Below are 21,312 nucleotides of genomic sequence, written 5' to 3' on the forward strand. Positions count from 1 at the left end.
GAAGCGGGATCCGACGGGACCGATCGCGGGCCGGCAAAACCGCGACCGGACCTCCCCCGAAAGGGTCCCGCTTCCCCGTTTTACGACGAGAACGCCCGCGGACCGATCCGCGGGCGTTCTCGTTCGGACGGGGCGACGGCGTCACGCCGCCCGGATCTGACGCATCAGGTCGGCGAGCGCCTCCGACAGGATCGACGACTGGGCGGTGAGATCGCTCGCCGAGTCGAGCACCTTGCCGGCGGCGGCACCCGTCGCCTCGACCGCGGTCTCGACGTCGGCCACCTCGTGGACGACGGTCTCGGTGCGGTCGGCGGCGCGGGTGATGTTGGCGGCGATGTCGCGGGTCGTCGCCGATTGTTCCTCGACGGTGGCGGCGATCGCCGTCGTCAGGTCGTCGATCGACCGGATCGTTCCGACCACCGCGGCGATCGCGTCGGCGACCTCGGTCTTGGCCTTCTGTACGGCGGCGATCTGGTGCGAGATCTCCTCCGTCGCCTTGGCGGTCTGTCCGGCGAGGTTCTTCACCTCGCTCGCCACCACCGCGAAGCCCCGGCCCGCCTCGCCGGCACGCGCCGCCTCGATGGTGGCGTTCAGCGCCAGGAGATTGGTCTGGCCGGCGATGTCGGCGATCAGGCCGAGGATCTCGGCGATGCGCCGGCTCGCCTCCTCGAGGCCCTGCATCTTGCCGGAGGCACGGTCGACCTCCTCGACGGCCGAGCGGGCGATGTTGGAGCTGTCGGCGACGCGGGCGCCGATCTCGTCGATCGAGGCCGAGAGCTCCTCGGCCGCCGCGGCGACGGTCGCCACGTTGCCGGCGACGTCGGCCGACAGCGCCGCCGCCTCGCGGGTATGGACGACCGACGTCGCTGCCGTCTCGCTCATCCCCTGCGCCTCGCCCTCGAGCAGACGGGCGGCACCCGAGACGGCACCGATCACCGTGCCGATGGTCTGTTGCAGCCGCGCCGCGACTTCCTCCGTCGCCGCCTGACGTTCGCGCGCCGCCCGTTCGCGCTCGCCGGCCTGCTCGGCGCGCAGCCGATCGGCTTCGAGGCTCGCCGCACGCAGCACCGCGACGGCGCCGACGATCTCGCCGATCTCGTCCGCCCGCCGCACCTCCGGCAGGGCGACCTCGCGATCGCCCGCGGCGATCGAGCGGATGGCCGACGAAAGATGGCCGAGCGGCCGGATGACCCGTCGATCGGCGAGCAGTCCCGCGGCGAAGGCCAGTGTCGTCGCCACGAACCAGGCGATCACGGCCAGGGCGAAGTCGCGCGTGGCATTGCCGATGTCCGCGTCGGAATCGGCGACGATGCGGGCGAGCGCCGCGTCGCGCAGGTCGACGATGTGGGTCATCGCCGTCGTCGTCCAGGGCCGCCACACCGAGACGTCCTCGCCGGGTTCACGCCCTTCGCGGGCACGACGCGCCATCTCGGCATAGTGCTTGCCGGCCTTTTCGACGAATTCGACGCGCGTCTTGTCGAGCGCGGCACCGAGACCGCCCTCGCGGCCGGCCTGATCGACGCTGCGGACCAGACGGTTCCACACCTGATCGATGCGACCGTCGAATTCCCACATCCGCGCAGACGTTTCCGGGCTGAAGGCCTTGCCCGTGGTGACGTAGCTGGTGAGCCAGGACGACCGCGTGCCCGCGACGTCGCGCAGTTCCATCGCCACCGCGATGACCGGCACGGTGCGGCCGATGTCGGGGTCGCGGTGCAGGATGTCGGTCTCAAGGCGGGCGAGCACCCGCGTGCCGGCCTCGGTCATGGCGATCAGCAGATCGGGGAAGGTGCGGAAGGCATCCTCGCCGCGATCCGCCTTCGGCCGGGCCAGAGCCACATCGGCGATCCCGCGCGCCTTGGCGAGATTGGCCGTCGCCTCCTTCGCGTAGGTCCGGTAGCTCTCCGCCAGATCGCGCGGCAGGGCCTCGACCGCGGCGGCGAGCGCGGCGAGCGCCGCGTCGTTGCCCGCCCGCTTGCTCTTCGCCTCTTCCAGCCCCTTCGCAGACGGCATCGCGTCGCTGTTCAGGAGGACGTTGTAGGGTCCGCGCTCCAGCGCGATGCGCTCGTTGAGGAGCGCGGTTGCCGCCATCACGTCGACGAGAGACCGGGCGACCACGGCGTCGGACCGTCGGAGCCACGCGTCGCGGGCGATCCAACCGCTGGTCAAGGTGGTCACCACACCGATCATCGCGATGATCAGCAGGAAGAGTGTCTTCATCCGCATCGGCGGAGCCTCCGGCATCGTGACGACGCGCGGTCGCGCGTATCCTCCGGAAAGCCAATGCGAGAATGACTAACGTTCGATGAATTTACCGACGTTTCCGAGGAAACATCGACGGATCGTCGATCGGACCCCTGTAGAATGTTACAGGATCACCAATAATTACGTTACGTAATACAGTAATTCCGACAGGGGTTCCTCGCCGACGGCCCTCACGTCTCGGCGCTGGCGAGCAGCGACAGGACATGGGCGTGCGAGGTGTCGAAGGCGACCTGTTCCTCGTCCGTGAAACGGCAGGCGACGACGCGTTCGCGCCCCTGTCGGCCGATCACACAAGGAACGCTCATCACGGCATCGCGCACGCCGTATTCGCCCTCGAGCAGGGTGCCGACCGGCAGAACCGAATGTTCGTCGCCGGCGATCGCCCGGATGATGCGATAGACGCTCGCCGCGATGCCGTGGTTGGTGTTGCCCTTGCCCGCCAGGATGTCGAGGCCGATCTGGATCACCCGCTGCCGCACGCCGTCGCGGTCGATCGGCGCCACGCCGTTCAGTGCGCAATAGGTCTCGATGTCGAGGCCGCAGACGTTGCACAGGCTCCAGGGGATGAAGCTCGTCTCGGAATGATCGCCGATCACCCAGCCGAAGATGTTCTTCGGATCGATGCCGACGTGGTCGGAGACGATGCGCATGAAGCGCGCCGTGTCGATGATCGTACCGAGGCTGATCACCCGCTCCTTCGGGAACGACGAATGGCGCAGCGCCACCTGGGTCAGGATGTCGACCGGGTTGGTCACCGTCAGCACGATGGCGTTCGGCGAGGTCCGCTCCACCTCGGCGACGACCTCGCGCATGATCGCGGTGTTGATCTTCACCAGCATGTCGCGGGTCTGGCCCGGCTTGATGTTGGCGCCGGCGGTCATCACCACGATGTCGCTGTCCTTGGCGTCGTCGAAGTCGCCGACCACCAGCCGCGGGTTCTGCGCATAGATGAAGGAGGTGATGTGGGAGAAGTCCCAGATCTCCGCCCGCGCCTTGTCGATCGCCTTGTCGATCGCGACGATCTCCGTCGCCACGCCGGCGTTCAAGAGATGGCCGACCACCTCGGTGCCGACCGCGCCCATTCCCACCACGGTGATCTTCATGGATCGCCTCCTGCCCCGTCCGGCATCGGCCGCTCCGCCCGGCCGAGGGTCGAGCCCCCGGGCAGGGCGGAGCGGGTCTCGTCTCAGTCCACGGCGTCGTAGAACTCGCCGCGCGCACCGCAGACCGGGCAGGCGTCCGGCGCCTTGCCGATCACCGTGTGACCGCAGACCGGGCAGACGTGCAGCTCGATCTCGCCGAGGTCGCGCCCGGCCTTCACCGCCGCGAGCGCCGCCTGGAAGAGCTCGTGATGGACCTTCTCGACCTCGAGCGCGAAGCGCATCGAGCGCGCCGCCTTGCGGTTTCCTTCCGCCTCGGCACGCTCGACCATCGGCGGATACATCTCGGTGAACTCCTCGTGCTCGCCGGCGATCGCCTTCTCGAGATTGGCCGCCGTCGCCTCGACGCCGCCCATTGCCTTGAGATGGGCGAGCGCATGGACCGTCTCGGCCGCCGCCACCGCACGGAAGAGCTTGGCGACGCCGGGCATGCCTTCGTCGTCGGCCTTCTCGGCCCAGGCGAGATACTTGCGATTGGCCTGCGATTCGCCGGCAAAGGCATATGCGAGATCGTCGGTCGTCGACATGGAGGTCGTCCTCTCGTGGCGGCCGACCGGGACGGTCCTGCCGCAGGTTCCGGTGAAGATCGAAGCATTCTAGGATTCGCTCGCCGCCGTCGGCATCGGCCGAAACCCGTAGGCAGACGAGCCCTGCGCTCGACGCCGACCGGCCGGGGTGCGAGGATCGCGCCTCCACCGGATTCGCAAGCCCGCCATGCCCCGCCGCACCGCCTTCCCCCCTCGCCCGCCGATCGTCCTGCGCGTGCGCCCGCTGCCCGGCCGACCGACCCGCGGCATCCTGACCGGCGCCGGCCTGACGCTGCCCTGTGCGCTTGGCCGTTCCGGTATCACGCGGATGAAACGGGAAGGCGACGGCGCCACACCCATCGGCCGCTTCGCGCTGCTCCACGGCTACCTGCGCAACGATCGCGGCCTGCCGGTCGCGGCGCCCTTCCCGCTGGTGCCGATCCGGCCGGAAGACGGCTGGTGCGACGACATCGGCGACGGCCGCTACAATCGTCTGGTCCACCTGCCCTTCGCCCGCTCGCACGAGGTGATGCGGCGCGACGACGGGCTCTACGACATCGTCATCGTGCTCGACGCCAATGTCCGGCAGCGGTCGATCGGTCGCGGCAGCGCCATCTTCTTCCATTGCGCGCGCCCGGGCTATGAACCCACCGCCGGCTGTGTCGCCCTCGCCCCCGCCGACATGCGTCGCCTGCTGCCGCGCCTCGGCCGACGCACGGTCATGGTGATCGGCTGATCGACGATCGTCGCGCCGCCGCGAGACTCGCCATCGGTGCATCCCGTCCCGCAGACTCGTTTCGGATGCAATCGGATCGATCGCGAATCGAATTCGAAAGCGACCCCCTCCAGGATTCGCAGGCAAGGCCGAGGACGGCCGCGCCGGGTTCTCCGCCCCAACCCCTCGTCGCACTTCGAGAATGCCCGTCCACGAGTCTCGCTCGAGGTCGATCATTTCGGAAGCGAAATCATCTCGGAGTCGCAGCGATTACGCCGACTCGTCTTCCGTGCATCGACCTCAGACCGGATACGACCGACCGCCGAAGAGCGCGCTGCCGACCCGCACGTGGCTGGCGCCGAGACCGACGGCGATCTCGAAGTCGGACGACATGCCCATCGACAGACCGCCGACGCCGCAGTCGCGCGCGAGTTTCGCCAGCAGCGCGAAATGCGGACCCGGCGCGTCCTCGACCGGCGGGATGCACATCAGCCCCTCGATGGCGAGGCCATGCACGCCGCGGCAGCGCTCGACGAAGGCGACCGTCTCGCGCGGATCGATGCCGGCCTTCTGCGGTTCGGCGCCGGTGTTGACCTGAACGAAGAGCCGCGGCTTGCGTCCCTGCTTCACCGCCTCCGCCGCGATCGCCGCGGCGATCTTGTCGCGGTCGACCGTGTGGATCACGTCGAACAGCGCCACCGCCTCGGCCGCCTTGTTGGACTGCAGCGGTCCGATCAGGTGCAGCTCGATGCCCTCGGTCTCGCCGCGCAGGATCGGCCACTTGGCGGCGGCCTCCTGCACCCGGTTCTCGCCGAAGATCCGCTGACCGGCCGCGATCACCGGACGGATGTCCTCGACGCCGAAGGTCTTGGAGACGGCGACCAGCGTCGTGGCGCCGTCCGGACGACCGGACGACCTTTCGGCGCGGACGATGCGGCGGCGGATGTCGGCGAGACGGTCGGCGGCGGTCATGGGGCTCTCCGGGTGGTCGGGCGGGTCGTTGCCCGCATATCACGCCCGATCGCCCCGCGTCATCCGCCGCGACGACGGCGCCGCCCCTCCGATCGGTGTCGCGGAGCGTCCCCCGCGCGCCGAAATCCGCCCCCGCGCGGCTTCGAACCATTGACCGAGGGGGTGCTTTCTGTTGAAGGTCGGGCCGAGCATTTCGCGCCGCTTCGCGCCCGCGCGCCGAGGCCCCGCGCCCCATCCCCGGATACGGACTTCGAACCCTCCATGGCCGTTGAACGCTACAATCCCCGCACGACCGAACCGAAATGGCAGAAGACCTGGGCCGACGAGTCCGTCTTCGCCACCAGGAACGACGACACCCGGCCGAAGTACTACGTCCTCGAGATGTTCCCCTACCCGTCGGGGCGTATCCACATGGGCCACGTGCGCAACTACACGATGGGCGACGTGGTGGCCCGCTACAAGCGCGCCAAGGGTTTCGCGGTGCTCCATCCGATGGGCTGGGACGCCTTCGGCCTGCCGGCCGAGAACGCCGCCATCGAGAAGAAGGTCCATCCCGCCAAGTGGACCTACGAGAACATCGCCTACATGCGCGGCCAGTTGAAGGCCATGGGCCTGTCGCTCGACTGGGATCGCGAGATCGCCACCTGCCACCCCGGCTACTACCGCCATCAGCAGGCGATGTTCGTCGACATGTTCGACGCCGGCCTCGCCTATCGCCGCACCTCCAAGGTCAACTGGGACCCGGTCGACATGACCGTGCTCGCCAACGAGCAGGTGATCGACGGCCGCGGCTGGCGCTCCGGTGCTCTGGTCGAGCAGAAGGAGCTGGTGCAGTGGAACTTCCGCATCACCGCCTTCTCCGATGACCTCTTGAAGGCGCTCGACGGTCTCGACCGCTGGCCGGACAAGGTGCGCCTGATGCAGCGCAACTGGATCGGCAAGTCGGAGGGCCTCGAGGTCCGCTTCGAGCTCGCCACGCCGGGTCCGCAGGGCGAGAAGACCGTGAAGGTCTTCACCACCCGCCCCGACACGCTGTTCGGCGCCTCCTTCGTCGCACTGTCGCCGGATCATCCGCTGGCCAAGAGCCTCGGCGAGAACAACGCCGAACTCGCCGCCTTCCAGGAGAAGTGCCGCCGCATGGGCACCTCGGTGGCCGTGCTCGAGACCGCCGAGAAGGAGGGTTTCGACACCGGACTGCGGGTGAAGCATCCCTTCATCCCCGGCAAGACGGTGCCGCTCTGGGTCGCCAACTTCATCCTGATGGACTACGGCACCGGCGCCATCTTCGGCTGCCCGGCCCATGACCAGCGCGACCTCGACTTCGCCCGCAAGTACGGGCTCGAAGTCACGCCGGTGGTTCTGCCGAAGGACGCCGATCCGGCGACTTTCGCGGTCGCCGACGTCGCTTTCGTCGACGACGGTTCGATCTTCAACTCCGACTTCCTCGACGGTCTCGACGTCGACACCGCCTTCGACACGGTGGCCAAGCGCCTCGAGGGCACGATCGTCGACGGCGCGCCGCAGGGCGAACGCAAGGTCAACTTCCGCCTGCGTGACTGGCTGATCTCGCGTCAGCGTTACTGGGGCTGCCCGATCCCGGTCGTCCACTGCGACGACTGCCGCACCGTGCCGGTGCCGAAGGAGCAGCTGCCGGTGCTGCTGCCCGACGACGCCAGCTTCGACAAGCCGGGCAACCCGCTCGACCATCATCCGACCTGGAAGCACGTCGCCTGCCCCAAGTGCGGCAAGCCGGCGCGCCGTGAGACGGACACGATGGACACGTTCGTCGATTCGTCCTGGTACTTCGCCCGCTTCACCGACCCGTGGAACACCGAAGGCCCGACCACCCGCGCGGTCGCCGACCGCTGGCTGCCGGTCGACCAGTACATCGGCGGCATCGAGCACGCGATCCTGCACCTGCTCTATTCGCGTTTCTTCACCCGCGCCATGAAGGCGACCGGCCACGTCGGCCTCGACGAGCCCTTCGCCGGCCTGTTCACACAAGGAATGGTCGTCCACGAGACCTACAAGGGCCCCGACGGCCACTGGGTCTCGCCGGCCGACATCGTCATCGACGAGACCGACGCCGGCCGCACCGCCCGCATGAAGGACGGCTCGGGCGCGGTCGCCATCGGCTCGATCGAGAAGATGTCGAAGTCGAAGAAGAACACCGTCGATCCTTCCGACATCATCGCCACTTGGGGCGCCGACACGGCGCGCTGGTTCGTCCTCTCCGACAGCCCGCCGGATCGCGACGTGATCTGGACCGAGGCCGGCGTCGAGGGCGCCCATCGCTTCGTCCAGCGCGTCTGGAGGCTCGTGGGCGACGCCGTCGAGCTGATCGGCGGTGCCGGCACCGGTGACCGCTCTGCGACCGCCCTGGCGCTCGCCAAGGCCACCCACAAGACCGTCGCTGCGGTCGAGGACGACATCGAGAAGCTCGGCTTCAACCGCGCCGTCGCCCGCCTCTACGAGTTCGCCAACGCCATCGGCCGCGTTCTGGCCCAGCCCGATGCCGTCAAGGCCGACGCCAGCCTCGCCGCGGCGATCGAGGAGGCGGTCGACGCACTGGTGCGCATGATCGCCCCGATGATGCCGCATCTCGCCGAAGAGTGCTGGACCGCGCTCGGCCGCACCGGCCTCGTCGCCGACGCCGCCTGGCCGAGCGTCGATCGTGCCCTCGTCGTCGACGACACCGTCACCCTGCCGGTGCAGGTCAACGGCAAGAAGCGCGCGGAGTTGACGATCGCCCGCGATGCGGACGAAGCTGCCGTGCGCGAAGCGACCCTCGCCCTCGAGGCGGTCGCCGCCGCGCTCGGCGGCAATCCGCCGAAGAAGGTCATCGTGGTACCCGGGAGAATCGTCAATGTCGTCGCCTGACCGTGGCCTTCGCCCGCTCGCCGTCGCGGGCCTCCTCGTCGCCGGCCTCGCCCTCTCGGGCTGCACGACGACGGGCATCCGACCGCTCTACGGCTCCTCGGGCGGCACGACCGCCGCGCTGAAGGACGTCGACGTCAAGACCTCGGGCCGGATCGGCCAGCAGATCCGCAACGATCTGGTCTTCGGCTTCTCCGGCGGCGCCGGCGAGCCGACGACGACGCGCTGGCGGCTCGAGATCGCGGTTACCGACGTCGACACCGCCGTCGGCGTCGACCGTTACGCCAATCTCGCGACCGGCCACATCGACCAGATCTCCGCCAACTGGGTGCTGACCGAGGCCGGCTCCAACAAGACCCTGGTCACCGGCACGTCCTTCGCCAACGCCGCCTACGACTATTCGCAGCAGCGTTTCGCCGACGTCCGCGCCAAGCGCGATGCCGAGAACCGCGCCGCTCAGGCGATCGCCCTCGACATCCGTACCAAGATCGCCGTCTGGTTCGCCGAGCATCCGGCGCCCTGATGGGCGCTCACGTCGTGGAGCGGGCGCGATGACGGTCCTCAAGGCCCACGAGGTCGACGCCTTCCTGAAGGCTCCCGGCGAGCGCTGGGGCGTCGTCCTCGTCCACGGGCCCGACGACGGGCTCGTCACCGAACGCGCCACGGCGATCGTCCGCGCCGCGAGCCCGGGCGACGACCCGTTCTCCCTCGTCCGCCTCGACGGCGCGGAACTCGTCTCCGACCCCGCCCGCCTCGTCGACGAGGCCCGCACCATCTCGCTCTTCGGCTCGCGCCGCGTCGTCTGGGTCCGCGACTGCGGCGCCCGAGCGATCCTTCCGGCCGTCCAGCCGCTGCTCGACGAACCCGCCAAGGGCAGCCTCGTGGTGCTCGAGGCCGGCGACCTGAAGAAGACGGCGCCGCTGCGCAAGAAGATCGAGGACAGTGCCTCGGCGCTCGCCATCGCCTGCTATGCCGACGGCGCCCAGGACATCGCCCGCCTCGTCGATCGCGAACTGCAGGAGGCCGGCCTCTCGATCGATCGCGACGCCCGTGAGATGCTCGAGGCCAATCTCGGCGGCGACCGTCTCGCCTCGCGCGGCGAGATCCGCAAACTCTGCCTCTATGCTCACGGGCAGAAGAAGGTGACGCTCGCCGACGTCGAGGCGATCGTCGGCGACGCCTCGGCACTGGCGATGGACGAGTTCATCGACGCCGTCGCCGGTGGCGACCCCGTCGGCGCCGATCGGCTGCTGACGCGGCTGGCGAGTTCCGGAACCCACGTCTCGGTCGCCGCCTCCGCCCTGATGCGGCATTTCCAGCTGCTCGAGCGCCTGCGTGCCGAGATCGGCCAGGGCCGCAGCGCCGCGACCGTCGTCGCCGGCGTCCAGCCGCCGATCTTCTTCCGCCGCCGCGACGCCTTCGTCCGCCAGCTCGGCCTGTGGAACCGCGAACGCCTCGAGCGCGCCGCCCGCCTGCTCGACGAGGGCCTGCTGCGCAGCCGCACCATGCCGACGCTCGCCGAAGCCGTCGTCTCCGACGTGGCGCTCACGCTGGCACGGGCCGCCCGCGCCGCCGACCGGCGCTGAAGCCCCTCACGATGCCGCACAGGCAACAAAAAAGGCGGCCGAAGCCGCCCTCTTTCCCGATCACCGGACCGGCCTCAGCCGTCCTTCAGGCGACGCACGATGTCGTCGAGCTGCTCGAGGCTGCGATACTTGATCTCGACCCGGCCCGAACCGTCGGCCTTGTGGTCGATCGCCACGGCGAGCCCGAGAAGCTCGGTGAGCGAGGCCTCCAGCGCCAGCGTGTCGGCGTCCTTGGCCTTCTTCGGCTTGGCCGGCTTCGCCTCGCCCACCGCCGGCGCCTGCGCCAGCTGCTCGGCGTCGCGCACCGTCAGGCCTTCCTCGACGATCCGCTCGGCGAGACCCACCGGATCGGCCGCGGTGATCAGCGCACGGGCGTGACCGGCGGTCAGCCGACCCTCGCGCAGATGCTCCTTGACCGGATCGGGCAGCTTGAGCAGGCGCAGCGTGTTGGCGACATGGCTGCGGCTCTTGCCGATGACCTGGCCGAGATCCTGCTGCGTATAGGCGAATTCGGCGATCAGCTGCTCGTAGCCGACGGCCTCTTCGATCGCGTTGAGATCGGAGCGCTGGACGTTCTCGATGATCGCGAGCTCGAGCGCCTCCTTGTCGGAGACCTCCTGCACGATCACCGGAATGTCGTGCTGCCCCGCCTTCTGCGACGCCCGCCAGCGACGCTCGCCGGCGATGATCTCGAAGTGGTTCGCCCGCCCCGGCGCCGATCGCACCAGGATCGGCTGGACGACGCCCTTCTCCTTGATCGACTGCGCCAGATCCGCGAGTTCGTCCTCGCCGAAATGACGGCGCGGATTGCGCGGATTGGGATGGACCAGATCGATCGGCACGCGCTTGGAGCCGGCGCGCGCCTGCTCGCTCATCGTCTCCGGTTCGGCCATGTCGCCGAGCAGGGCCGCCAGACCACGCCCCAGACGCTTGCGCTCTTCCATCGTCGTCTCCCGTCTGTCGATCGGTTCGGATCTCGTCTCGGACGGCCTCACGCCGCCGCGTCGGCCTTGAAGCGGCGCTCGCGCTGGATGATCTCGGAGGCGAGCCGCAGATAGGCTTGGCTGCCCGCCGACTTGAGGTCGTAGAGCAGCGCCGGCTTGCCGTAGGACGGCGCCTCGGAAATGCGCACGTTGCGCGGAATGACCGTCTCGTAGACCGTATCGCCCATGTGCTCGCGCACGTCGGCGACCACCTGACCCGAGAGATTGTTGCGAGCGTCGTACATGGTCAGCACGATGCCGTGAATCGACAACTGCGGGTTGAGCGTCGTCTTGACCTGCTCGACCGTCGACAGGAGCTGCGACAGGCCCTCGAGCGCGAAGAACTCGCACTGCAGCGGCACCAGCACCGAATGCGACGCGCACATGGCGTTGATCGTCAGCAGGTTCAACGACGGCGGGCAGTCGACCAGCACGTAGGAGAAATGCGGCCGATCGGCGCCGGCGGAAGCGATGTAGTCGGCGAGCGCGCGACGCAGCCGGAAGGCGCGGTCGGCATGGGAGGCGATCTCCAGCTCGACGCCGAGCAGATCAAGGGTCGACGGCGCGACCCACAGCCGCGGCACGGCGGTCTCGATCAGCACGTCGTCGAGACCGCAGTCGCCGACCAGCACGTCGTAGGTCGAACGCTTGCGCTCGCGCCGGGCGATGCCGAGGCCGGTCGAGGCATTGCCCTGGGGATCGAGGTCGAGGATCAGAACCTCCTCGCCGATCGCCGCCAGGGCCGTGCCGAGATTGATCGCGGTCGTGGTCTTGCCGACGCCGCCCTTCTGGTTGGCGAGGGCGAGAACGCGCGGCGACTTCGTCAGGTCGGTCATCGATCGATGCTCCTGGAACCCGGGTCTTTCGGAACGATCCGTCGGATGAGGATCAACCGCCCCGCGGGATCGATCCGACTGATCTGTTCTACCACGTCCAGATTCCAAGATAGAGTGGCTTCGCGCACTTCAGCCGCAAAATCTTGTCCCTTGTGGAAAACGGCGACGGCCCCGCGCGCCACATGCGGTGCCGCCCAACCGACGAGCGTGACGAGCGGCGCAAGCGCTCGCGCCGACACCGCATCGACCGATTCGGCGAAGTTTTCCTGAAAATCCTCGATCCGCTCGGCGTGGACCGTAGCGGGCGCGCCGGTCTCGCGGGCCACCGTCCGCAGGAACGCGGCCTTGCCCTTGTTGCTCTCGACGAGGTGGACGCGCGCGCCCTCCACGTCGGCGAGCAGGATCGCCGTCACCAGACCGGGAAATCCGGCGCCGGATCCGAAGTCGATCCAGGTCTTCGCATCCGGCACCGCCGCGAGCGTCTGGACGGAATCGGCGACGTGTCGCCGCCAGATGTCGGGCAGCGTCGAGGGCGCGACGAGGTTCTGGCTCTTCTGCCATTTGCGGACCAGCTCGACATAGACGGCGAGTCGTTCCTCTGTTTCACGTGAAACGGGCATGATGTCCCGAAGGAGCACAAAGGGGTCGCCGGTCATCGTATCGGTTCCGAATCCATGTCCCGTTTCGAATCGTTCAGGCCGATTTCGCCGCCTGCAATTTGCGTACATGCGCCAGAACGAGCGTCAATGCCGCCGGTGTCACACCGTCGATCCGTGCCGCCTGACCGAGCGTTCCCGGCCGTGCCGACTGCAGCTTCTGGCGGATCTCGTTGGAGAGCCCGGCCATGGTGGCGTAGTCGAGCTCGGCCGGCAGCGCCACCGCCTCGTCGCGCTTCAGCCGCGCCATGTCGTCGGCCTGGCGATCGAGATAGACGGCATATTTCGCGTCGATCTCGACCTGCTCGGCGACCGCGTCGGCGACGTCGGCGAGATCCGGCCAGATCGTCGCCAGCCGCGCGAAGTCGACCTCCGGATGCGCCAGGATCTCGAAGGCCGAGCGCCGCCGTCCGTCCTGATTGACCGCGAGCCCGACCTTCTCCGCCTCGTTCGGCGTCAGCGACAATCCTTCGAGCCGCGCCTCGACATCGGCGATCGCCGCAGCCTTGGCCTCGAACCGCCGCCGCCGCTCGTCGTCGACCAGCCCCAGTTCAATCCCGAGCGGGGTCAGACGGCGATCGGCATTGTCGGCGCGCAGGCTCAGGCGGAACTCGGCGCGCGAGGTGAACATGCGATAGGGCTCGGTGATGCCGCGGGTGACGAGATCGTCGATCATCACGCCGATGTAGCTCTCGGCCCGCGAGAAGGTCACCCCGTCGCGCCCACGCGCCCGCCGCGCCGCATTGACGCCGGCGACCAGCCCCTGTGCCGCCGCTTCCTCGTAGCCGGTGGTACCGTTGATCTGCCCGGCGAGGAACAGGCCGGCCATGCCCTTGGCTTCCAGCGTCGGCTCGAGCCCGCGTGGGTCGACGTGGTCGTATTCGATGGCATAGCCGGGGCGAAAGATCTCGACCGCCTCGAGCCCGGGAATGGTCCGGAGCAGCGCGATCTGCGCGTCGGCCGGCAGGGAAGTCGAAAGCCCGTTGGGATAGACCGTCGGATCGTCGAGCCCCTCGGGCTCGAGGAAGATCTGATGGCCTTCGCGATCGCCGAAGCGGACGATCTTGTCCTCGATCGACGGACAGTAGCGCGGACCGCGACTGTCGATCTGACCGCCGTACATCGCCGAGCGGTCGAGATTGGCGCGGATCACCGCATGGGTCGCGTCGGTCGTCCGGGTGATGCCGCAACGGATCTGCGGCGTCTCGATCTGGTCGGTCAGCATCGAGAAGGTCGAGGGGACGTCGTCGCCCTCCTGCATCTCGACCCGATCCCAGGCGATGGTCCGACCGTCGAGCCGCGCCGGCGTGCCGGTCTTGAGCCGACCGAGCGTCAGACCCGCCGCCGTCAACGCATCGGAGAAGCCGACGACCGCCGGATCGCCGACCCGGCCGCCGGAGGTCTTGTCGTGACCGACGTGCATCAGCCCGTTGAGGAAGGTGCCGGATGCGACGACGACCGCATCGGCCGCGAGCACCCGCCCGTCGGCGAGCCGAACGCCGACGACGCGGGTTCCCTCGAAGGCCAGCGACGCCGCTTCGCCCTCGATCACCTCGAGCCCCTCGGTCGCCGTCACCGCCGCCTGGACGGCGCGGGCATAGAGTCGCCGATCCATCTGCGCCCGTGGGCCGCGCACCGCCGGACCCTTGCGGCGATTGAGCAGGCGGAACTGGATGCCGCCGAGATCGGCCGCTCGACCCATGACGCCGCCAAGCGCGTCGATCTCGCGGACGAGATGACCCTTGCCGAGCCCGCCGATCGCCGGGTTGCAGGACATCGCGCCGATCGTCTCGAAGCGATGGGTGACGAGCCGCGTCGCCGCCCCCGCCCGCGCCGCCGCGGCCGCCGCCTCGACGCCCGCATGTCCGCCACCGATCACGATCACCGTGCCATTCGTCATGTCGTACCCGTCATGTCATTCATCGGATTCGAAACGGAATCGAATCGACTGATTCACGTGAAACACACCGATCATTTGCCGATGCAGAAGCTGGAGAACACGCGATCCAGCAGATCTTCGACGTCCACCCGCCCCGTGAGCCGCCCCAGAGCGTCGGTCGCACGCCGCAGATGTTCCGCTGCCAGAACGAGATCGTTTCGAGTCTGAATCGCTCGGTCGAGGCTTTTCACCACGCCGCCGAGAAGAACGCGATGCCGCTCCCGGGTCGGAACCGCCTCGGCGCCACTCCCCGACAGGGCTTCCGTCGCGAAGACACCGAGCGCCGCGACCAGCGCATCGACGCCCTCGCCGGTCACCGTCGACACCGCGAAACGCGCGGTGGTCGGATCGACGGCTACAGCGACACCGATGCCGAGATCGCTCTTGGCGTCGATCAGCCAGGTCGGCGCATCGACACCATCGGTCACCTCGTGTTTCGCATCGGGTGCACCGACCGACAGGATCAGATCCGCCGACCGCGCCCGCTCGAGCGCACGCCTTATACCCTCTCGCTCGACCTGGTTCGAGGCCTCACGCAGACCCGCCGTGTCGACCAGCGTCACCGGACAGCCGGCGAGATCGAGATGCACCTCGAGCACGTCGCGCGTCGTCCCCGCCTCCTCCGAGACGATGGCGACGTCGCGCCGGGCGAGATGGTTGAGCAGGCTCGATTTGCCGGCATTGGGCGGGCCGACGATCACCACCTGCAACCCGTCGCGCAGCCGCTCGCCGCGCCGGGCGTCGCCGAGATGTTTCGAAACCGATTCCATCGTCGTCTCGGCGATGGCGAAGGCGCGATCGGCGATCGAATCCGGGATGTCGTCCTCGTCGGCGAAATCGAGATCGGCCTCGATCGCCGCGCGCGCATCGATCAGGTCGGAGCGCCAACCGTCGTAGAGCCGCCGCAGCGAGCCCTCGCTCTGGGCCAGCGCCTGCCGACGCTGCGCCTCGGTCTCGGCGGCGAGGAGATCGGCGAGGCCTTCGACCTCGGTCAGATCCAGTCGGCCGGAGAGGAAGGCGCGTCGTGTGAACTCGCCGGCCTCGGCCGGGCGCACGTCGTCGAACGAGCCGAGCAGATCGGCGAGCGCACGGACCACGGCGCGCGAGCCGTGGACCTGGAACTCGATCACGTCCTCGCCGGTGAAGGAGCCCGGCGCCGGGAACCACAGCACCAAGCCGCGATCGATCGGCGAACCGGATCGGTCCCGAATCGATGCGAGCGTCGCCATGCGCGGCGCCGGCACACGGCCGATCGTCGCCTCGAGCACGACGCGGCAGGCCGGTCCGCTGACCCGCATGACCGCGACGCCGCTCGGCAAGCCACCACTCGCCATGGCATAGATCGTGCTCATTCCTCGTTCACGGCTCCTTGCCGACGCGCTCCGGCGCGCCAGTTTCATCACGGCCCATCCGCGCGGAGACGACCTTGCCCCTGCCCGATCGCAACCTGCTCGCCGACACCGCCAGCCCCTATCTGATCGCCCATGCCGACAATCCGGTCCATTGGCGCCCCTGGGGCCCGGAAGCCTTGGCCGAAGCGGCGGAGAAGAACAAGCCGATTCTGCTGTCGATCGGCTATGCCGCCTGCCATTGGTGCCACGTGATGGCGCACGAGTCCTTCGAGGACCCCGATGTCGCGGCGGTGATGAACCGGCATTTCGTGAACATCAAGGTCGATCGCGAGGAGCGCCCCGACATCGACCACATCTACATGACGGCGCTCCACGCCTTCAACGAGCGCGGCGGCTGGCCGCTGACCATGTTCCTCGATCCCGCCGGCCGGCCCTATTGGGGCGGCACCTATTTCCCACGTGAAGCCAAATGGGGCCATCCCGGCATCATTCCGGTGCTCGAGGAAATGGCACGCCTGTGGCGCGAGGAACCCGACAAATGCGACAAGAACGCCGGCGCGGTCCATCGCCGTCTGGCGGCGCGCGCGGCGACCGGACCGACGCCGTCGCTGGGTGTCGACTTCCTCAATGCCGTCGCCGATCGTCTGCTCGGCATGGTCGACCCGGTCAACGGCGGTGTCGGCTCTGCGCCGAAGTTCCCGCAGACGCCGATCCTCGACTTCTTCTGGTCGGCCTCGCGGCGACGCGCCGGACGGCAGGCGGCCGATGCGGTCACCCTGACGCTCGAGCGCATGGGGCGCGGTGGCATCTATGACCACCTCGGCGGCGGCTTCGCCCGCTACTCGACCGACGAACGCTGGCTCGTCCCGCATTTCGAGAAGATGCTCTACGACAACGCCCAGCTGCTGCCGCTGCTCGGCCGGGCCTGGACCTCGACCGGCCACCCGTCGTTCCGCGCCCGAATCGAAGAGACTGTCGGCTGGCTCGCCCGCGAGATGCGTCTCCCCGGCGGCGCCTTCGCCTCGGCGCTCGACGCCGACAGCGAACACGAGGAAGGCAAGTTCTACGTCTGGAGCGATGCCGAGATCCGCGAGATCCTCGGCCCCGACGCTGCCGAGTTCGCCGCTGCCTACGACGTCTCGCCGCAGGGCAACTGGGAAGGCAAGGTCGTCCTCTCCCGCCTCGAGGACACCGGCCGCTGGGACCGCGACCGCGAGGCGCGCTTGGCTGCGGCGCGGGCGAAGCTCTTCGCCCGCCGTGAGACCCGTATCCGTCCGGCCCTCGACGACAAGGTCCTCGCCGACTGGAACGGCGCGACCATCCATGCCCTGGTCGAGGTCGGCCGTCGGCTCGATCGGCCGGACTGGATCGAGCTCGCGATCGGCGCCTATCGTTTCGTCGCCGATTCCATGAGCCGCGGCGATCGCCTCGCCCATGCCCATCGCGACGGCCGCGACGTCTTCCCCGGCCTCGCCTCCGACCTCGCCCACATGGCGCGCGCCGCAGTCATCCTCGCCGAGACGCTCGGCCGCGATCCGTGGCTGGCCGATGCGGTGCGCTGGATGGAGGCACTCGACCGACACCACGCCGATCCGGCCGGCGGCTGGTTCCTCACCGCCGACGATGCCGAAGCTCTGGTGGTGCGCCCTGCCCCGACCAAGGACGACGCGACGCCGAACCCGATGTCGGTCGCGCTCGACAACTGCATCCGGCTGGCGACGCTGACCGGCGAGGCACGGTGGCACGAGCGCGCCGAGACGGTCCTGACCAGGCTCTCGACCACCATGCTCGCCGACATCTGGTCGACGGCCTCGCTGTCGACCGCGCTCGATTTCGCCATCGGCGCGGTCGAGGTGGTTCTGGTCGTGCCACATGGAACGGACGCAGCGCCGCTGCGTCGTGTCGTCTTCGAATCGACCGACCCCCGGATCATTCTGTTCGAAACCGAATCGACCGCCGGCCTCCCCGCATCCCACCCGGCGCACGGCAAGCCGGCGATCGACGGTCTGCCGACCGCCTGGGTCTGCCGCGAAGGATCGTGCGGTCTGCCGCTGACCGAACCGGGGCCGCTCCGGACACTGCTCGAAACCGGGCGCTACGTCTGATCACCTTTCGTCGGATTGAAACCGATTCGACCGTGTCACACGGATTCACGTGAAACACGGTGCCAAACGCAGAAGGCCCCGGATCGCTCCGGGGCCTTCGTCGTTCGATACGCTGCCGATTCGATCAGGTGTTCATCGAATCGAAGAAGTCGGCGTTGCGCTTGGTCTGACGCAGCTTGTCGAGCAGGAACTCGATCGCGTCGACCGTGCCCATCGGCGTGAGGATGCGGCGCAGCACATAGGTCTTCTTGAGCACGTCGGCCGGGACCAGCAGCTCTTCCTTGCGGGTGCCGGAGCGCGTGATGTCGATCGACGGGAAGACGCGCTTGTCGGCCACCTTGCGGTCGAGAATGATCTCGGAGTTGCCGGTGCCCTTGAACTCTTCGAAGATCACTTCGTCCATGCGGCTGCCGGTCTCGATCAGCGCCGTGGCGATGATGGTCAGCGAACCGCCGTTCTCGATGTTGCGCGCCGCGCCGAAGAAGCGCTTCGGCCGCTGCAGAGCGTTGGCGTCGACACCGCCGGTCAGCACCTTGCCCGAGGACGGAACGACGGTGTTGTAGGCGCGGCCGAGGCGGGTGATCGAGTCGAGCAGGATGACGACGTCACGGCCGTGTTCGACCAGACGCTTGGCCTTCTCGATCACCATCTCGGCGACCTGGACGTGACGCGAGGCCGGCTCGTCGAAGGTCGAGGAGACGACCTCGCCCTTCACCGTGCGCTGCATGTCGGTCACTTCTTCCGGACGCTCGTCGATCAGCAGGACGATCAGGAAGCATTCCGGATGATTGGACGTGATCGAGCGGGCGATGTTCTGGAGGAGCACCGTCTTACCGGTGCGCGGCGGGGCGACGATCAGCGCGCGCTGGCCCTTGCCGAGCGGCGAGACGATGTCGATGACGCGGGCCGACATGTCCTTGGACGTCGGCTCCTCCGGCTCCATCTTGAAGCGGCTCTCGGGATAGAGCGGCGTCAGGTTGTCGAAGTTGACCTTGTGACGGGCGCGCTCCGGATCCTCGAAGTTGATCGTGTTGACCTTCAGCAGCGCGAAATAGCGCTCGCCTTCCTTCGGGGATCGGATGTGACCCTCGACCGTGTCGCCGGTCCTGAGCGAGAAGCGGCGAATCTGCGAGGGCGACACGTAGATGTCGTCGGGACCGGGCAGATAGTTGGCGTCGGGCGAACGCAGGAAGCCGAAGCCGTCCTGCAGCACCTCGACGACGCCTTCGCCGATGATCTCGACCTCGCGCGCCGCCAGCTGCTTGAGAATCGCGAACATCAGCTCCTGCTTGCGCATGGTGGAGGCGTTCTCGACCTCGAGTTCCTCGGCGAAGGCGAGGAGTTCGGTCGGCGACTTGGACTTGAGGTCCTGGAGCTTGAGCTGCTGCATGGAGGGGGGATCTCTGACGGATGGACGATCGGTGCCGGCACGATGCCGGGCGACGTCTTGCTTGATGTCCGATGCCGCAGCGATGAAGGACGAGACGTCCGCGGCATGCGAGAGGGGGGAACGAAACGGGGAGCGGCTCTGCCGGACCTCCGAACTTCCGGCGCGTACGCCGTGAAGAACCGTCTCTGAGGAAGGTGGCGGGAAAATAGCGATTCCGGCCGCTTCGCACAAGCCCCCGTCTCGGACCATCGGATCCCGGCCGGAAACCCGGGTCGACCGGACGTCAGAACGGCTTGACGATCACCAGGATGACGACGGCGATCATGATCAGCGTCGGCACCTCGTTCATGAAGCGCCAGAAGCGATGATCGCGCCGGCCCTCGTCGCGGGCGAAGTCAGCGACCGCCTTGGCGAAATAGCCGTGCGCCGCCGAAAGCCCCAGCACCAGCGCGAGCTTGGCGTGAAGCCAGCCGCCCTTGAAGCCGAACATCACGATGGCGATCCACAGACCCGCCACCCAGGCGACGATCATCGCCGGGTTGATGATGTAGCGCATCAGCTTGCGCTCCATCACCTTGAACGTCTCCGACGCCTCGGACCCGACCGCGACGCCGCAGTGGTAGACGAAGAGCCGCGGCAGATAGAGCATCCCGGCCATCCACGAGATGACGGCGATCACGTGAAGCGACTTGATCCACTCGTAGCCCCGGGGGCCGATCCCCCAGACCGAGAGACCGAGCGCACCGCCGGTGATCGCCAGAAAGACGATCGCCCGCGTCGCTCGGGTCATCACTTCGCTCTGCGTCGCCGCCATGCCGTCACCTCACCGCTTGGCCGCACGGACCCGTTCGACGAGCCGCGTCATGTTGGCCGGATCGGCATCCGGCGTGATGCCGTGGCCGAGATTGAAGATCAGGCGTCCCTGGCCGAGCCCTTCGAGCACCCGGTCGACGCCTTCGTCGAGCGCTTCGCCGCCGACCACGACCCGCATCGGATCGAGATTGCCCTGCACCGCGACCTTCGACTGGATGTGCTCGCGGGCAAAGGCATGCGGCATGGTCCAGTCGATCCCCACCGCGTCGACGCCAGTCTCCACGACATAGCGCGCGAGCAGCGCCTGGGAACCCTTCGGGAAGCCGATGATCTTGGCGCCCGGATGGATCGCCCTAACGCCGGCGACGATCCGAGCCGTCGGCGCGATCACCCAACGGGCGAACTCGTACTCGTCGAGGATGCCGGCCCAGGTGTCGAAGATCTGCACGGCGTCGGCGCCGCAGGAGATCTGCCGGGCGAGATAGGCGATCGAGGCCTCGACCAGCACGTCGATCAGCGTGCCGAAGGCGACGGGATCGCACAGCGCCGCCTTGCGCGCCGGACCCTGATCCGCCGTACCTCGGCCGGCGACCATATAGGTCGCCACGGTCCAGGGAGCCCCGCAGAAGCCGAGGAAGGTGGTCTCGGACGGCAGGGCCGCCCGGATCATCTCGACCGCTTCGTAGACCGGTCCCAGACGATCGTGGATCGTCGAGGGATCGAGATCGCCCACGCGGGAGAAGTCGAGAGGTTCGAGGACCGGCCCCTCGCCTTCTTGGAAAGCCACCTTGCGACCGAGCGCATCGGGAATGACCAGGATGTCGGAGAACAGGATCGCCGCGTCGAAGCCGTAACGCCGGATCGGCTGGAGCGTCACCTCGGTCGCGAGTTTCGGGGTGTAGCAGAGATCGAGGAAGCCACCGGCTTCCGCCCGCGTCGCCCGATACTCCGGCAGATAGCGACCCGCCTGCCGCATGACCCAGATCGGCGGGGGAAACACGCTCTCGCCGGAGAGCACCGCCATCACCTTCCGATCGCCCATGTCGGGGTCCTCTCCATCCACACCGTCACTCTTCAAATCATTCTTCGAATGAAGATTGTTGTGACTCTTTGACGGTGGATTACCGGGATCTCGC

At 68.3% G+C, this 21,312-nt stretch carries 17 protein-coding genes; 5 read left to right on the forward strand and 12 right to left on the reverse strand.

Going from position 1 to position 21,312, the window contains the following annotated elements; genetic code table 11:
• Positions 1–141 precede the first annotated feature (141 nt).
• From ACT53U_RS15010 to ACT53U_RS15020, 3 genes are all read right to left on the reverse strand, one after another.
• A complete protein-coding gene (locus ACT53U_RS15010) occupies positions 142–2,226 on the reverse strand; it encodes a methyl-accepting chemotaxis protein (protein WP_476156377.1) in 2,085 nt (694 codons plus the stop codon).
• 209 nt (positions 2,227–2,435) lie between these two features.
• Entirely contained in the window at positions 2,436–3,368 is a 933-nt protein-coding gene (locus ACT53U_RS15015; protein ID WP_476156379.1) for a malate dehydrogenase, read from the reverse strand.
• A gap of 83 nt (positions 3,369–3,451) precedes the next feature.
• Positions 3,452–3,952: a rubrerythrin family protein gene (locus ACT53U_RS15020; protein WP_476156381.1), complete on the reverse strand. Its 501-nt coding sequence runs from the start codon at positions 3,950–3,952 to the stop codon at positions 3,452–3,454.
• Positions 3,953–4,139: 187 nt separating this feature from the next.
• Here ACT53U_RS15020 and ACT53U_RS15025 point away from each other — a divergent pair, with 187 nt between their 5' ends.
• Positions 4,140–4,688, forward strand: a complete 549-nt coding sequence (locus ACT53U_RS15025; RefSeq protein WP_476156383.1) for a L,D-transpeptidase family protein — start codon at positions 4,140–4,142, stop codon at positions 4,686–4,688.
• A gap of 279 nt (positions 4,689–4,967) precedes the next feature.
• On the opposite strand, the gene ACT53U_RS15030 is transcribed toward ACT53U_RS15025, so the two are convergent.
• On the reverse strand, positions 4,968–5,639 hold the full coding sequence (locus tag ACT53U_RS15030) for a YggS family pyridoxal phosphate-dependent enzyme (protein ID WP_476156385.1): 672 nt from the start codon (positions 5,637–5,639) through the stop codon (positions 4,968–4,970).
• 261 nt (positions 5,640–5,900) lie between these two features.
• Between ACT53U_RS15030 and leuS the strand changes: the two genes are divergently transcribed.
• From leuS to holA, 3 genes are read left to right on the forward strand one after another with little or no spacing between them, the layout of a single operon-like run.
• Positions 5,901–8,519 carry a leucine--tRNA ligase gene (leuS, locus tag ACT53U_RS15035; RefSeq protein WP_476156387.1) on the forward strand — a complete coding sequence of 873 codons (2,619 nt, stop codon included), beginning with the start codon at positions 5,901–5,903 and terminating at the stop codon, positions 8,517–8,519.
• Positions 8,506–9,039 carry an LPS assembly lipoprotein LptE gene (gene lptE, locus ACT53U_RS15040; protein WP_476156389.1) on the forward strand — a complete coding sequence of 178 codons (534 nt, stop codon included), beginning with the start codon at positions 8,506–8,508 and terminating at the stop codon, positions 9,037–9,039. The genes leuS and lptE overlap by 14 nt, the downstream gene beginning before the upstream one ends.
• 28 nt (positions 9,040–9,067) lie before the next feature.
• Positions 9,068–10,102 (forward strand): DNA polymerase III subunit delta, encoded by a 1,035-nt coding sequence (gene holA, locus ACT53U_RS15045; protein WP_476156391.1) that lies wholly within the window; start codon positions 9,068–9,070, stop codon positions 10,100–10,102.
• A gap of 74 nt (positions 10,103–10,176) precedes the next feature.
• Here holA and ACT53U_RS15050 read toward each other — a convergent pair whose 3' ends face one another.
• The 5 genes from ACT53U_RS15050 to mnmE all read right to left on the reverse strand — a co-directional run bounded on the left by ACT53U_RS15050 (position 10,177) and on the right by mnmE (position 15,868).
• Positions 10,177–11,046 carry a ParB/RepB/Spo0J family partition protein gene (locus ACT53U_RS15050; protein ID WP_476156393.1) on the reverse strand — a complete coding sequence of 290 codons (870 nt, stop codon included), beginning with the start codon at positions 11,044–11,046 and terminating at the stop codon, positions 10,177–10,179.
• A gap of 47 nt (positions 11,047–11,093) precedes the next feature.
• The gene (locus ACT53U_RS15055; RefSeq protein ID WP_476156395.1) at positions 11,094–11,921 is read right to left on the reverse strand and encodes a ParA family protein; all 828 of its coding nucleotides are present in this window, start codon (positions 11,919–11,921) and stop codon (positions 11,094–11,096) included.
• A complete protein-coding gene (gene rsmG, locus ACT53U_RS15060) occupies positions 11,918–12,577 on the reverse strand; it encodes a 16S rRNA (guanine(527)-N(7))-methyltransferase RsmG (protein WP_476156397.1) in 660 nt (219 codons plus the stop codon). Before rsmG ends, ACT53U_RS15055 begins: the two co-directional genes overlap by 4 nt.
• A gap of 37 nt (positions 12,578–12,614) precedes the next feature.
• Positions 12,615–14,477: a tRNA uridine-5-carboxymethylaminomethyl(34) synthesis enzyme MnmG gene (gene mnmG / locus ACT53U_RS15065; RefSeq protein WP_476156399.1), complete on the reverse strand. Its 1,863-nt coding sequence runs from the start codon at positions 14,475–14,477 to the stop codon at positions 12,615–12,617.
• A 71-nt stretch (positions 14,478–14,548) separates the two neighbouring features.
• Positions 14,549–15,868, reverse strand: a complete 1,320-nt coding sequence (mnmE, locus tag ACT53U_RS15070; protein ID WP_476156401.1) for a tRNA uridine-5-carboxymethylaminomethyl(34) synthesis GTPase MnmE — start codon at positions 15,866–15,868, stop codon at positions 14,549–14,551.
• Positions 15,869–15,942: 74 nt separating this feature from the next.
• On the opposite strand from mnmE, the gene ACT53U_RS15075 reads away from it, so the two are divergent.
• A complete protein-coding gene (locus ACT53U_RS15075; protein ID WP_476156403.1) occupies positions 15,943–17,973 on the forward strand; it encodes a thioredoxin domain-containing protein in 2,031 nt (676 codons plus the stop codon).
• A 124-nt stretch (positions 17,974–18,097) separates the two neighbouring features.
• Here ACT53U_RS15075 and rho read toward each other — a convergent pair whose 3' ends face one another.
• The 3 genes from rho to hemE all read right to left on the reverse strand — a co-directional run bounded on the left by rho (position 18,098) and on the right by hemE (position 21,218).
• A complete protein-coding gene (gene rho / locus ACT53U_RS15080; protein WP_476156405.1) occupies positions 18,098–19,363 on the reverse strand; it encodes a transcription termination factor Rho in 1,266 nt (421 codons plus the stop codon).
• 283 nt (positions 19,364–19,646) lie between these two features.
• Positions 19,647–20,177 (reverse strand): protoporphyrinogen oxidase HemJ, encoded by a 531-nt coding sequence (gene hemJ / locus ACT53U_RS15085; protein ID WP_476156407.1) that lies wholly within the window; start codon positions 20,175–20,177, stop codon positions 19,647–19,649.
• A gap of 9 nt (positions 20,178–20,186) precedes the next feature.
• Positions 20,187–21,218 carry a uroporphyrinogen decarboxylase gene (hemE, locus tag ACT53U_RS15090; protein WP_476156409.1) on the reverse strand — a complete coding sequence of 344 codons (1,032 nt, stop codon included), beginning with the start codon at positions 21,216–21,218 and terminating at the stop codon, positions 20,187–20,189.
• Between the last annotated feature and the right edge of the window lie 94 nt (positions 21,219–21,312).

This window comes from Pinisolibacter sp. DMC19, assembly GCF_056313985.1.

What these genes read in the sequence shown, in the direction of transcription:
- ACT53U_RS15010 (WP_476156377.1), bottom strand. Translation starts at nt 2,226, where the DNA reads ATGCGGATGAAGACACTCTTCCTGCTGATCATCGCGATGATCGGTGTG.
- ACT53U_RS15015 (WP_476156379.1), bottom strand. Translation starts at nt 3,368, where the DNA reads ATGAAGATCACCGTGGTGGGAATGGGCGCGGTCGGCACCGAGGTGGTC.
- ACT53U_RS15020 (WP_476156381.1), bottom strand. Translation starts at nt 3,952, where the DNA reads ATGTCGACGACCGACGATCTCGCATATGCCTTTGCCGGCGAATCGCAG.
- ACT53U_RS15025 (WP_476156383.1), top strand. Translation starts at nt 4,140, where the DNA reads ATGCCCCGCCGCACCGCCTTCCCCCCTCGCCCGCCGATCGTCCTGCGC.
- ACT53U_RS15030 (WP_476156385.1), bottom strand. Translation starts at nt 5,639, where the DNA reads ATGACCGCCGCCGACCGTCTCGCCGACATCCGCCGCCGCATCGTCCGC.
- leuS (WP_476156387.1), top strand. Translation starts at nt 5,901, where the DNA reads ATGGCCGTTGAACGCTACAATCCCCGCACGACCGAACCGAAATGGCAG.
- lptE (WP_476156389.1), top strand. Translation starts at nt 8,506, where the DNA reads ATGTCGTCGCCTGACCGTGGCCTTCGCCCGCTCGCCGTCGCGGGCCTC.
- holA (WP_476156391.1), top strand. Translation starts at nt 9,068, where the DNA reads ATGACGGTCCTCAAGGCCCACGAGGTCGACGCCTTCCTGAAGGCTCCC.
- ACT53U_RS15050 (WP_476156393.1), bottom strand. Translation starts at nt 11,046, where the DNA reads ATGGAAGAGCGCAAGCGTCTGGGGCGTGGTCTGGCGGCCCTGCTCGGC.
- ACT53U_RS15055 (WP_476156395.1), bottom strand. Translation starts at nt 11,921, where the DNA reads ATGACCGACCTGACGAAGTCGCCGCGCGTTCTCGCCCTCGCCAACCAG.
- rsmG (WP_476156397.1), bottom strand. Translation starts at nt 12,577, where the DNA reads ATGACCGGCGACCCCTTTGTGCTCCTTCGGGACATCATGCCCGTTTCA.
- mnmG (WP_476156399.1), bottom strand. Translation starts at nt 14,477, where the DNA reads ATGACGAATGGCACGGTGATCGTGATCGGTGGCGGACATGCGGGCGTC.
- mnmE (WP_476156401.1), bottom strand. Translation starts at nt 15,868, where the DNA reads ATGAGCACGATCTATGCCATGGCGAGTGGTGGCTTGCCGAGCGGCGTC.
- rho (WP_476156405.1), bottom strand. Translation starts at nt 19,363, where the DNA reads ATGCAGCAGCTCAAGCTCCAGGACCTCAAGTCCAAGTCGCCGACCGAA.
- hemJ (WP_476156407.1), bottom strand. Translation starts at nt 20,177, where the DNA reads ATGGCGGCGACGCAGAGCGAAGTGATGACCCGAGCGACGCGGGCGATC.
- hemE (WP_476156409.1), bottom strand. Translation starts at nt 21,218, where the DNA reads ATGGGCGATCGGAAGGTGATGGCGGTGCTCTCCGGCGAGAGCGTGTTT.